10 protein-coding genes are annotated in these 12,612 nt (G+C 69.6%); 2 read left to right on the top strand and 8 right to left on the bottom strand.

Features of this window, described 5'->3' with window-relative positions:
• Positions 1-148 precede the first annotated feature (148 nt).
• Positions 149-862 carry a hemolysin III family protein gene (locus AB0D14_RS25795; protein WP_362783188.1) on the bottom strand — a complete coding sequence of 238 codons (714 nt, stop codon included), beginning with the start codon at positions 860-862 and terminating at the stop codon, positions 149-151.
• Between the two features lie 375 nt (positions 863-1,237).
• Here AB0D14_RS25795 and AB0D14_RS25790 point away from each other — a divergent pair, with 375 nt between their 5' ends.
• On the top strand, positions 1,238-3,088 hold the full coding sequence (locus tag AB0D14_RS25790; protein WP_362783185.1) for a phosphoenolpyruvate carboxykinase (GTP): 1,851 nt from the start codon (positions 1,238-1,240) through the stop codon (positions 3,086-3,088).
• A gap of 216 nt (positions 3,089-3,304) precedes the next feature.
• On the opposite strand, the gene AB0D14_RS25785 is transcribed toward AB0D14_RS25790, so the two are convergent.
• The 6 genes from AB0D14_RS25785 to AB0D14_RS25760 form a co-directional block, all read right to left on the bottom strand.
• On the bottom strand, positions 3,305-3,931 hold the full coding sequence (locus AB0D14_RS25785; protein WP_362783182.1) for a hypothetical protein: 627 nt from the start codon (positions 3,929-3,931) through the stop codon (positions 3,305-3,307).
• A complete protein-coding gene (locus tag AB0D14_RS25780) occupies positions 3,918-5,507 on the bottom strand; it encodes a substrate-binding and VWA domain-containing protein (RefSeq protein ID WP_362783179.1) in 1,590 nt (529 codons plus the stop codon). The genes AB0D14_RS25785 and AB0D14_RS25780 overlap by 14 nt, the downstream gene beginning before the upstream one ends.
• Entirely contained in the window at positions 5,504-6,679 is a 1,176-nt protein-coding gene (locus AB0D14_RS25775) for a toxic anion resistance protein (RefSeq protein ID WP_362783176.1), read from the bottom strand. Before AB0D14_RS25775 ends, AB0D14_RS25780 begins: the two co-directional genes overlap by 4 nt.
• 13 nt (positions 6,680-6,692) lie before the next feature.
• Positions 6,693-7,769: a hypothetical protein gene (locus AB0D14_RS25770; RefSeq protein ID WP_362783174.1), complete on the bottom strand. Its 1,077-nt coding sequence runs from the start codon at positions 7,767-7,769 to the stop codon at positions 6,693-6,695.
• A 249-nt stretch (positions 7,770-8,018) separates the two neighbouring features.
• Complete coding sequence (locus AB0D14_RS25765) at positions 8,019-8,438, bottom strand: hypothetical protein (protein ID WP_362783171.1); 420 nt, start codon at positions 8,436-8,438, stop codon at positions 8,019-8,021.
• A gap of 142 nt (positions 8,439-8,580) precedes the next feature.
• Positions 8,581-9,792: a pyridoxal phosphate-dependent aminotransferase gene (locus tag AB0D14_RS25760; protein WP_362783168.1), complete on the bottom strand. Its 1,212-nt coding sequence runs from the start codon at positions 9,790-9,792 to the stop codon at positions 8,581-8,583.
• 273 nt (positions 9,793-10,065) lie between these two features.
• Between AB0D14_RS25760 and AB0D14_RS25755 the strand changes: the two genes are divergently transcribed.
• Positions 10,066-10,941 (top strand): serine protease, encoded by an 876-nt coding sequence (locus tag AB0D14_RS25755; RefSeq protein ID WP_362783165.1) that lies wholly within the window; start codon positions 10,066-10,068, stop codon positions 10,939-10,941.
• Positions 10,942-10,973: 32 nt separating this feature from the next.
• Here AB0D14_RS25755 and AB0D14_RS25750 read toward each other — a convergent pair whose 3' ends face one another.
• A complete protein-coding gene (locus AB0D14_RS25750; protein ID WP_362783396.1) occupies positions 10,974-12,599 on the bottom strand; it encodes a D-aminoacylase in 1,626 nt (541 codons plus the stop codon).
• Between the last annotated feature and the right edge of the window lie 13 nt (positions 12,600-12,612).

Raw genomic sequence — 12,612 nt, 5'->3', positions numbered from 1 at the left:
CGGCTGCGGGCACGCGAAAGGGCCCCGCCGCGCGCTGCGGTGGGGCCCATTTGTCGAGAGGGTGTGGTTTGTCGAGGGGGTGCGGGTGGTGGTCCGCGGGTGCAGGTGGCTGTCCGTGGTCGGTCTGTGGCTAGCTGTACTGGTACGGCTAGCTGTACTGGTAGGCCACTATCGAGATCCCGATGTAGTGCGCGATGAACGCCGCGAGGGTGAGGGAGTGGAAGACCTCGTGGAAGCCGAACCAGCGCGGTGACGGGTTGGGGCGCTTGAGTGCGTAGATCACGCCCCCGGCGCTGTAGAGGAGTCCGCCCACGATCACGAGGACCAGGACGGCGATGCCGCCGGCCCGCATGAAGTCGGGGAGGAAGAAGACGGCCGCCCAGCCCATCGCGATGTAGCACGGGGTGTAGAGCCAGCGTGGGGCGCCGATCCAGAAGACGCGGAAGGCGATGCCCGCGAGCGCCGCGCCCCAGATGCCCCACAGCAGCCAGCGGCCCTTGCTCTCCGGGAGCAGCAGCATCGTCAGCGGCGTGTACGAGCCCGCGATGATGAGGAAGATGTTCGCGTGGTCGAGTCTGCGCAGCACACCGTCCATGCGTGGACTCCAGGTGCCGCGATGGTAGATCGCGCTGACCCCGAACAGCAGGCAGGCCGTGAGGACGAAGATCGCGCAGGCCGCACGGGCGCGGGTCGACCCGGCCAGTGCCGTCAGCACCAGGCCGGAGACGAGGACCGCGGGAAACATCCCGGCGTGCAGCCAGCCGCGCAGCCGTGGTTTGACGGGGTGCGGCAGGGAGAGCGCTTCGGCGACACGGTCGACGGCAGGCGTGTCCGCAGAGGCGTCGGAACTGGGCGCAGTCATGGAACCCATCGTACCTACGGAACCGTAGGTTACATATCAGTCCACCCGATAAGAGGGGTGCCAAGTGGCCGGTGTCTCATGGCGCGTCGCGTGTCGCACGTCGGGCCTGGTGGCGGGTGGGCAGGAAAAGGACTTTGTGCATGTCGGGCGGCAAGGTCGGGCGAACAAGTGGTGATGCTCACGCTGCTCAGGTGTGAGGCCCTCTGGACATATGCGCGGACCCGTCGGATGATCAAATGAGTGCGGTCGGCACCGGATGAGCGCCAGGAAGATCGATATCTGCCGGAAAGATCGGTAAGGGTCGGTTACGTGAAGCATCCGGGTCGCAGCCCCCACGGGGCACAAAAACCCAAAACCCCTCATCTAGGAGCGATCGTGGCGCGCGACATCGCGGCTCCCTCTTCGACCACCGGCCCCACCACCGGCCCCACCACTCACAAGGAACTGATCTCGTGGGTCAACGAGATCGCCGAACTGACGCAGCCGGACAGTGTGGTCTGGTGTGACGGCTCAGAGGCCGAATACGAGCGACTGAGCGAGGAGCTCGTCCGCAAGGGCACCTTCCGGAAGCTCGACCCGATCAAGCGCCCCAACTCCTACTACGCGGCCTCCGACCCGACCGATGTCGCGCGGGTCGAGGACCGGACGTTCATCTGCTCCGACAAGGAGGAGGACGCGGGCCCGACCAACCACTGGAAGGACCCCGCGGAGATGCGGGAGGTCTTCCAGGGCAAGGAGGGCAACGGGGGACTCTTCCGTGGCTCGATGCGCGGCCGGACGATGTACGTCGTCCCGTTCTGCATGGGCCCGCTCGGCTCCGACCTCTCCGCCATCGGCGTCGAGATCACCGACTCCGCGTACGTCGCCGTGTCCATGCGCACCATGACCCGTATGGGTCAGCCGGTCCTGGACGAGCTCGGCTCCGACGGTTTCTTCGTGCGTGCTGTGCACACGCTCGGAGCGCCGCTGGAGGAGGGCGAGGCGGACGTGCCGTGGCCCTGCAACTCCACCAAGTACATCTCGCACTTCCCCGAGACCCGCGAGATCTGGTCGTACGGCTCGGGCTACGGCGGCAACGCGCTGCTCGGCAAGAAGTGCTACGCCCTGCGCATCGCCTCTGTCATGGCCCGCGACGAGGGCTGGCTGGCCGAGCACATGCTGATCCTCAAACTGACGCCCCCGCAGGGCGGGTCGAAGTACGTGGCGGCGGCCTTCCCGTCGGCCTGCGGCAAGACGAACCTCGCGATGCTGGAGCCGACGGTCCGCGGCTGGACCGTCGAGACCATCGGCGACGACATCGCCTGGATGCGCTTCGGCGAGGACGGCCGGCTGTACGCCATCAACCCCGAGGCCGGCTTCTTCGGCGTCGCGCCCGGCACAGGCGAACACACCAACGCCAACGCGATGAAGACGCTGTGGGGCAACTCCGTCTTCACCAACGTCGCCCTGACCGACGACAACGACATCTGGTGGGAGGGCATGACGGAGGAGACCCCGGCCCACCTGACGGACTGGAAGGGCAACGACTGGACACCGGAGTCCGGTACGCCCGCCGCGCACCCCAACGCCCGCTTCACCGTCCCCGCCGCGCAGTGCCCGATCATCGCGCCCGAGTGGGAGGACCCCAAGGGCGTGCCGATCTCGGCGATCCTGTTCGGCGGACGACGCGCCACGGCCGTACCGCTGGTGACGGAGTCCTTCGACTGGAACCACGGTGTCTTCCTGGGCGCCAACGTCGCCTCCGAGAAGACCGCCGCCGCCGAGGGCAAGGTGGGCGAGCTGCGCCGCGACCCCTTCGCGATGCTCCCCTTCTGCGGCTACAACATGGGCGACTACATGGGCCACTGGGTAGATGTCGCCAAGGACAAGGACCAGTCCAAGCTCCCGAAGATCTACTACGTCAACTGGTTCCGCAAGAACGACGCGGGCAAGTTCGTCTGGCCCGGCTTCGGCGAGAACAGCCGAGTCCTGAAATGGATCGTGGACCGACTCGACGGGCGGGCCGAGGGCGTCGAGACCCCCATCGGCGTCCTCCCCGCCAAGGGCGCCCTCGACACGGAGGGTCTCGACCTCTCCGAGTCCGACCTCGACTACCTCCTCACCGTCGACAAGGAGGTCTGGCGCGAGGAGGCGGCGCTCGTTCCCGAGCACCTCAACACGTTCGGCGACCACACGCCGGTGGAGCTGTGGGACGAGTACCGGGCGCTGGTGAAGCGCCTGGGCTGAGGCGTGTGGGGCTTCTTTCGCCCCCGCCGCCCCTACCCGTCCCGACCTCGGGGGCTCCGCCCCCGAACCCCCGGTCCCCAAAGGCCGGACGGGCTGGAGTTCCAGCTCGTCCGGCCTTTGAGGATGAGCGCGCAAGCGCGATGCGGGGGCCGGCAGCCCCCAGGGACGGGACGGGCAGGGGCGCCGGGGGCGAGAGAAACCGGCCGTCACCACCGACTACGCGCGGTCCTCCAGATACCGCGTGTGAGACTCCTGACGTCGGGCCTCCGTCTCCCGGAGGCTCGCCGCCAGGACCGACACCTCCTCGTGCAGCAGAGCAAGCTGCCGTTCGAGATGCCGCTCCGGCGCCTCCGTGCCGGGCGCGAGTCGCGCCCACCACCGCGTCCGTACGAACGTGTCGACAGCCTCCGGTATGTCCGTCCGCACGGCCCGCGACAGCGCGTGCACCCCCTCCGGGTCCCGCGCGAGGATCTCCGCGACCCAGCCGGGATCGAGCAGCGCGGCGAGCAGCTCGGTCAGCTCGGTGAGCCGTCCGGCGGCGGCGGGCGGCAGTTCGACGTCCGCCAGGTAGGACCGCAGCTTCCCGAAGTCCCAGCGCACCGCGTCCAGCTGCGCGGACGGGTCCGGGAAGTCCGGGAGTGGTGGCCGCTCCGGCGGGGCGAGCAGCGCGCCCGCGCCGTACAGGCCCGCGACGACGAACGGCCAGTACGCGCCGGCCACTCCCGCGAAGGTCAGTGCGAGGCCGGTGATTCCGCAGGCGCTGCCGGTGAGGTTCTTGCGGGACTCCAGGTAGCCGAGGAGCTTGTTGTTCCTGTTGTTCCTGTTGGGCCTATTGGTAGCCACGGATCTCCTTGAAGGCGCCGGCGAGCGAGCCCTGCTGGGCGTCGAAGAGCCGGCCGCCAGTCAGGTCGGCGATGTGTTCCAGCTCGCCGCGGTCGGAGTCGCCGAAGAGGATCGGGAAGATGGGGATCTCCCGCTCGCCTTCCGACAGCCCGCCGTAGAAGCCGTCGAACTCCGCCGGGCCCGCGCCCTTCGTGTTCTCGCCGTCCGTCATCAGCACGATCGACGTGAACGTGTCGTCGTCCGTCCCCAGCTGCTCGTACGCCTTCTGCAGCGACGTGTAGATCGCGGTGTCGCCCTCGGCCGTGAGCGCCGCGGTGTCGCGGCGGATCGCGTCCAGCCCCGAGCGCGGGTTCCCGGGCCGCACCAGATGCGTGGTGACGTTCTTGACCGCCGAGCCGAACGGCATCAGCGTCACCTCCTCGCGTTCGCGGAAGTCGCCGGTGAGGTCGGTGAGCGCCTTCTTCAGCCGGTCGAGCCGCCCGTCCTCGCCCATCGAGCCCGAGGTGTCGAGCACGTAGACGGTCCGGGAGGGGCGGCGCAGCTTGTTCTCGTAGGCGTCGAGGAGCCCGTCGGCGACGGAACGGCTGCCCGGGAAGGGGAGTTCGCGCCGCCGGGCGGTGTCGAGGCCCGCCGCGGGCGGCACGGAGGGGACGACGGGACGGCGGAGGGTGCTGTCGGTGATCAGCCGCTGGGTCGCCGGGGTGCGCAGGGCCTCGGTGAGGCGGCGGACGTCGTCGCGGACCTCCCGGCTCGTGGAGGTGAGCGAGGAGAGCGGATAGCCGGCGGTGAGCACTCCGTCGCGCGGGCGGATCACCGTCAAGTCCTTCTTCGACTTGAGCGACTTCAGCACCGACTCGTAGTTGAGCAGTGCGTCGACGTCACCGCGCCGGTCGTACGCCTGCGCCAGCCAGCCGGAGGATCCGGACGTCAGCTGCTGGCCCTTGAAGAACTCCGTCAGTCTGGGCGTCGCCTGCCGCACGTCCGCGTCCGTGAGCGCGGACTGGGCGCCGGAGAGGGCCGACGCCACCGATACGAGGGTGGAGAAACCCGAGTGGGAGCGGGACGGGTCGGTCATGCCGTAGGTCAGCCCGCCGCCGCGCACCGCTTCCTCGATGTCGGCCCAGGTGACGTCCTGCGGCTTCCAGCCCAGCTGCCGTACGGTGGCGGCCTTCACGCCGATGGCCAGCGGACTGGTCATGACCGGAGTCTGGGACACGACCTGCCTCGCGGCGGCGGGGTCGAGACGCAGGTAGTCGTTGGAGGAGAGCCAGATCGCGTCGTACGCACCCTTTGCCTTGCCCGCAGCGAGGAGGCCGACCGCGTCCAGGGTGCCCATGTAGGTGGGGCGTACCTCGATGCCGGTGTCCTCGCGGACCTGGTCCAGGACGCCCTTCATGTCGGCGAGTTCGCTGGAGGCGAGGATGCGCAGCGTGCCGGGCTCGGGCCCGTTGGCAGGGCCCGGCTGCTCCGCCGCCGACGTACAGCCGGCCGTCACCAACGCCAGGGCGACGGCGGCCACGGCACCACGAGCCGTACCAGTCCGGACAGTGCCGCCCCGTCTGAAGTCGGAGCTCATGCGAGGCCTCCTTCCAGCGCGCCCTGCGAGCGGCTGCGCTCCAGATACGCCGTGGCGTGCTGGAGTTCGGAGGCCAGGGAGTCCACCGTCGCCGCCATGGACTCCGTGGCCCGCACCTTGTACGTGTCGATGGCGTCGAGGGTCTGGTAGATCTGCTGGAAGGCCGAGCGCAGCGTCTCCGCTCCGACGGCCGGGTCGGCGGCGATGCGCTGGATCTCGCCGCTCTGCGTGGCGAGCATCTCGGCGTTGCCGCGGATGAGGTCCTCCGTGGTGCCGCGCAGCGCGTCGACCTGCTCGACGACCTTGCGCTGGTTGTCGAGGGCGGAGGCGAGCATCACGGAGATGCGCAGCGCGGAGACCGTGGTGGTGGCCGCACGGTCGACGCCCTTGATCAGCTCCTCGTTGTTGCGGCGGACGACGTCCATCGCCAGATAGCCCTGGGCGCACACCGCGAGCTGGGTGAGCAGGTCCTGGTGCTTCTGCCGTACGGGGAAGAGGACGTCGGCGCGCAGGTGGTCCGCCTGGGCGGGGTCGGTCGCTTCGACGCCGGCGATGTGCCCCTCGACCGCCGCGTCCAGGGCCTCGGTGAGGACGACGTACTCCTGGAGCTTGCCCATCGAGTCCCAGAGGCGGACGCGTTCCGTCTGCAACGCGGCGTTGTCGCGGCGCAGTTCGTCCTGGCCGCCGCGCAGGGAGCCGACGATCTTGTTCAGCGTGCCCTGCGCGGACGCGTACTTGGCCACGTGGTCGCGGAGCCTGTTGCCGCCCGGCAGCCGGGACAGCAGCTTGCGTGCTTTGCCGCCGGGCAGGTCGCGCGGGTCCAGGTCCTCGACGGTGCGCCGGAGTTCGACGAGCGAGGTCGAGACGCGGGACCGGGCGTCCTCTCCGTTCGCGGGCAGGTCGCGGATCGTGCGCTCCAGCATGCGGTTCGACTGGGCGGCCGCGGCGCGCATCTCACCCGAGCCGAGTGCGACGATCTCGCCGATCCTCCCGGCGAACTCGGGGGAGCGGGCGTCGAGCACGGCGAGTCCGTCGACGTACTCGGCGGCCTTGCGTGCCATGTCGGTACGGACCGACTCGTCGACCGGTACGAGTCCGCCGGCCTTGTCCCTCGGCACGGCCGCGACGGCCTCCGGAGGGGTGAGAGTGAAAGTGTTCTCTGCGCTGCTCACTTGCTGTTTCCCCCTACTCCCGGGCCCGGCGCGCCATCTCGTGCAGCACCTTGGAGGCGGGCACGGGCGCCTGCCGGACGCCGGTCAGCTTCTGGTTGAGATACGTGGTGTGGGCGTCGGTGGCCGCCGCGAACTCGACGGCCGCGCCCTGTGGCCTGAACCCGTGCCGCACCGCGAGCTTCCGCAACTCCTTGTCAGTACCGAGGAGTTCGCCGAGAGCGCGCCCCTCGTCCGTGAGGGGGACGACGGTGTGGTCGCTGTTCGCGGTGGTGTCCGGGTAGAGCACGGTCAGGTCGCCGAGGTCCTGGCCCTGGGCGAGGAGCGAGGCGACCTGGGACTCGTACACGAGGACCAGCGGGTTTCCGGCGCCGCTCACGAAGTCCCTGAACGCCTCGTCCGTGCTGGACTGCTGAGATCCCTGGACGCTGATCAGCTTGCGCATCAGGGGTGCCGTGCGGGCGACGGCCCCGGCGCCGTCGGCGACCCGGCCGCCGTCGGCCACGTAGGAGGCGGCGGCGAGGTACAGCGCGCCCGAGTTCGAACTGGTCGGGTCGGTGGTGGAGATGAACAGCGTGCCGCTCAACTCACCGTGCCGGTCCGACCCCTTGAGCTGCTGCCAGGTCCTGTCGTCCTCGGCGGCCTTGAGGTAGGCGCCCATGTCGAGGGCGCCGTTGCCCGTTTTCCCCAGGGTCGCGAGGCCGTTGCCCGCCAGTACCTCGGCGGCGCTCCGGTGCGCCACGACCACGAGGGGCGAGTAGAAGGGGCGCGGCAGCGGCTGCCGTACGCCGTACTTCGCGGCCAGTTCCCCGGCGGGCGTCCGGCTGGAGGGGAAGGCGAAGTCGTACCCCTTGAGGTCGAGTCCTTCCATGGCCCAGGACCCGGAGGTCTCGGTCCTCACGGTGTAGCCCCTGGCAGCCAGGGCCTTCACCACACCGGGGTCGGCGAAGAACTCCGCCTTCTCCGACCCGATCACTCCTCGCACGGTCGTCGTTGCCGTGCTGCTGTCCTGCTTGTCGCGGCCTGTTACGACGGCTGCTGCCACTCCGCCGATCAGGAACACCGCCAGGACGATGGCGACTATTCGTCTCACACCCGGAGCCTGCTCCCGGAACCCAACGTTCCCCGTTGTTTCGGGTGAACAGAGGGTGACTACCCCATCTCAGTATGAAACCGGAGCGGGATCTTCCCTTCGCGGCCTTCCTTCGGCCGTTCGGCCCTTCGGCTGGGGCACCCGGTCCGCGCGTCGCTGCGGGTGCGCGCGGACCGGGGCCGATCGAGGGAGCCCAGCGCTGGAGAGCCCGGGGCTCAGTGGGAACCAGGGCTCGGTGGGACCCGGGGCTCAGTGAGAGGTGAGAGCGGGTGTCTCCGCGGTCGCCGCGTGTGCGTCCATGCGCTCGGCGGCCAGAATCGCGGCCGCCGTGTCCGCGCGGGACGCCGCGACGAGGAGGGCGCGGCCCGCGAGGGCGTGCGCCCGCTGGTGGAGCCCGGCGGCAAGCGGTTCGCGGCCGGTGGCGACGGCGACGGCTGCACGGAGCGGCGGGCGGCCGTCGCGCAGGCGGGTCACCTGCTCGGCCAGCCGCTCCGCGGCGACATCGAGCTCGTCCGACGGCTCGAGCCCGCGGAGCTCGTCCGTGACCGCGAGCAGAGCCGCCAGATGACCGGCGAGCTGGATGTCCAGCTCCTCTTCGCGCGACCGATGGGGGAAGTCGGCGGTGCCGGCCATCGCGTGGACCGACTTGGTGCGGATCGGTTCGTACATGGGAGATGGCCTCCTGTGTGCCTGACAGGAAGCCATCCTAGCTTGGATTTCGTCTAAAGTTGAGTAGATTCGGAAAACGACCCCCGTTGACCACGCGGAGTGACCATGAGGTCGGTGGACGGGCATGGAATGTGACCGGGCGTCAGCTTTGCCCGTACCCGTCCAGGAAGTTTCCGATCCGCGTCACCGCGTCCGTCAGGTCCCGGGCCGTGGGCAGGGTGACGACCCGGAAGTGGTCCGGTTCCGGCCAGTTGAAGCCCGTGCCCTGCACCACCATGATCTTCTCGGTGCGCAGCAGGTCCAGCACCATCCGCCGGTCGTCCTTGATCTTGAAGACCTTCGGATCGAGACGCGGGAAGAGGTAGAGAGCCCCCTTCGGCTTCACGCACGTCACGCCCGGAATCTGCGTCAGCAGCGAGTGCGCCACATCCCGCTGCTCCCGCAGTCGCCCGCCGGGCAGGACGAGGTCGTTGATGGTCTGCCGGCCGCTGAGCGCGGCGACCACACCGTGCTGGCCGGGCATGTTCGCACACAACCGCATGTTGGCGAGGATCGTCAGCCCCTCGATGTACGAGTCGGCGTGCGCCCTCGGCCCCGAGATCGCCATCCAGCCGACCCGGTACCCGGCCACGCGGTACGCCTTCGACATCCCGTTGAAGGTGAGCGTCAGCAGGTCAGGGGCGACCTTGGCGGTCGGCGTGTGCACGGCCTCGTCGTAGAGGATCTTGTCGTAGATCTCGTCCGAGCAGACCAGCAGGTTGTGGCGGCGGGCGATGTCGGTGAGTCCCCGCAGCATCGCCTCGTCGTAGACCGCGCCCGTCGGGTTGTTCGGGTTGATGATCACGATCGCCTTGGTGCGGTCGGTGACCTTCCGCTCCACGTCGGCGAGATCGGGCATCCAGTCGGACTGCTCGTCACAGCGGTAGTGCACGGCCGTGCCGCCGGAGAGGGAGACGGCCGCGGTCCACAGCGGATAGTCCGGTGCCGGTACGAGCACCTCGTCGCCGTCGTCCAGCAGCCCCTGCATCGCCATCACGATCAGCTCGGACACGCCGTTGCCGATGAAGACGTGCTCGACGTCCGTCTCGATGCCGAGGGTCTGGTTGTGCATGACCACGGCCCGGCGCGCCGCCAGTAGGCCCTTCGCGTCCCCGTAGCCGTGCGCCGACGACACGTTGCGGAGGATGTCCTCCAGGATCTCCGGCGGGCAGTCGAAGCCGAACGCGGCCGGGTTCCCGGTGTTCAGCTTGAGGATCGGATGGCCCGCCGCTTCCAGCCGCATCGCCTCCTCAAGTACCGGGCCCCGGATCTCGTAACAGACGTTGGCGAGCTTGGTCGACTGGATCACCTGCATGCCCGTGAGCTTACGGCCGGGTAACGCTTCACGCGGCGTGTTTTCCACCACGTGAGACGGGGCGCTTTGGGCGGTTTCCACCCCCGGCCGGTTCGCCGACCGGTTCCCCGGGTGGTTCGACGGCCGGTTCGATGGCAGGTTCGGTGGCGGGTTCGACGGGCGGCTTGATTCAGCTCCTTGTCCGCCGGATTCTGTCCCTTCAGAATGCGCATGACAAAAACGGGAAGTGGCCGGAAGACCTCCGGCCGCTCACGTCGCAAGAGGGGACCCCACATGAAGAAGCCTCTCCTTGCCGCGCTCGGCGCCCTGGTGATCGCAGGGACGGGCCTGGCAACACCGGCGGCCGCCGCCACGGAGACGTCGACCAGCACCAGTACCAGTACCAGCACCGCCACCAAGGCGCCCGCCGGCGTTCAGGCCGTCACCTTCGCGGGCACCGTGGCGCTCAGCAACTGCTCCGGCTCCGTCGTGCGCTTCTCGGACTCGGAGGACGACGACCCGGCGCTGGTGATGTCGAACGGCCACTGCCTGGAGACCGGCTTCCCGGCGGCCGGCCAGGTCATCGTCGACCGGGCCTCCAGCCGCACCTTCGGCCTGCTGAACTCGGCCGGCACCCGCGTCGCCACCCTGCGCGCCAGCAAGATCACGTACGCCACGATGACCGACACGGACGTCTCCCTCTACCAGCTCACCACCACGTACGGGCAGATCAAGAGCTCGTACGGCATCAGCGCGCTGACACTCAACGACACGCACCCGGTGGCCGGCCGTGCCATCACGGTCGTCTCCGGCTACTGGAAGCGGACCTACGCCTGCAACATCGACGGGTTCGCCTACCGCCTCAAGGAGGGCACCTGGACCTGGAAGGACTCGGTCCGCTACACCTCCGCCTGCCAGACCATCGGCGGGACCTCGGGCTCGCCCGTGATCGACAACGCCACCGGCAACGTCGTCGCCGTCAACAACACCGGTAACGAGGACGGCGGACGCTGCACGGAGAACAACCCGTGCGAGGTGGACGCCAACGGCAACATCACCGTCCGCGCGGGCATCAACTACGGGCAGGAGACCTACCAGATCCCCGCCTGCTTCGGGCTCGACAGCAAACTCGACCTGAGCGCGAGCGGCTGCACCCTGCCCAAGCCGTGATCCGTCAGTAGCGCGCTGGCGGCGGCGGGCGGTCAGCCGGTGGTGGTCCGGCGGACCGCCCGGCCCGCCAGCACGTCCGTCCGGCGGCCGTCCTCGATGACGAAACGGCCGTCGATCAGGACATGCGGGATACCGGTCGGCAGCGTACGGGGGGCGTCGAACGTCGAGCCCGCGGCGACCGTCTGCGGGTCGAAGAGGACCAGGTCGGCGCGGTAGCCCTCACGGACCAGGCCGCGGTCGGGCAGCCGCAGCCGCGCCGCGGGGCGCGACGTCAGATGAGCGACACACTCCTCCAGGCTGAGGACGCCCAACTCCCGTACGTACCGGCCGAGGTACTGCGGGAACGTGCCGTACGCGCGCGGGTGCGGCTTGTCGCCGCGCAGGATGCCGTCCGAGCCGCCGGTGTGGACGCGGTGCCGCATGATCGCCTGCACGTTCTCCTCGTGGCCCACGTGCTGGAGGATCGTCGAGCCGAGACCGTCGTCGAGGAGCAGCCGGCGGGCGGTGGTCCAGGGAGCCTCGCCGCGCGCGTCCGCGGACTGCTGGACCGTGCGGCCCACGTAGGACGAGAGCGCCGGGTCGTTCACGCCCGAGATCTCGATGGTGTCCCATTCGATGGGCACGCCGTGGCAGCCGTCCGCGCCCACGACCTCCATGTGGTGGCGGATCCGTTCGGCCGTCCCGTCGTCCTTCAGCCGGGCGAGAACCGACTCCGGGCCGCCCTCGTTCGCCCAGCTGGGCAGCATCGCCACAAGAGTCGTACATCCCGGGGTGTACGGGTAGGTGTCCAGGCTGATGTCCGCCCCGTCGGCGAGCGCCTTGTCGAGGAGCGCCAGCAGATCAGGACCCTTGCCCTTGTTGACGCCGAAGTTCATGGTGGCGTGCGCGAGGTGGAGCGGGCAGCCCGCCTCGCGGGTCAGGTCCACCATCTCCCGGTACGCGTCGAGGGCGCCGGCCCCGTACGAACGGTGATGCGGGCAGTAGTAGCCGTCGTACTCCGCCACCACCCGGCAGAGTTCGGTCAGCTCGGCGTCCTTGGCGTACATGCCGGGGGTGTAGGTGAGCCCGGACGACATGCCGACCGCGCCCTCGCGCAGGCCGTCGGCGACCAGCTGCCGCATCCGGTCCAGTTCTGCGGGCGTGGCCTCACGGTCGTCCCAGCCGACGGCGAGCATCCGGACGGCGCCCTGCGGAACGAGGTAGGCGGCGTTGACGGCGATGCCCTCACCACCGAAACCGTGATCCAGCCGGTCCAGGTACCCGCCCACCGACCGCCAGGTGAAGTCGATGTCGTCGCCGTCGCCGTTCCAGCCGGTGATCGCCCTGCGGATCTCCGCGAGCGTGCGGTCGTCCACCGGCGCGTACGACAGCCCGTCCTGCCCGATGACCTCCAGCGTCACCCCCTGCGCGGCCTTCGCGCTGTGGTCGGGGTCCCGCAGCAGGGCGAGGTCGCTGTGGGCGTGCATGTCGATGAAACCGGGTGACAGGACGAGGCCCTCGGCGTCCAGCACGCGGCGGGCCTCGGGCCGAAGACAGCCGGCCGCCGCGGCCTCCTGGACCACGGCTGTGATCCTGCCGCCCTCGATCCCCACGTCGGCCCGGTAGGAGGGGCCTCCACTGCCGTCGACGACCTCCGCGTCACGGATGACGAGATCCATCATGGCGGGCTCC

It is taken from the genome of Streptomyces sp. NPDC048484 (genome assembly GCF_040651415.1).
GTDB lineage: Bacteria > Actinomycetota > Actinomycetes > Streptomycetales > Streptomycetaceae > Streptomyces.
The sequence above is the reverse complement of the archived record's forward strand: the minus strand, read 5'-3'. Positions and strand labels throughout refer to the sequence as shown.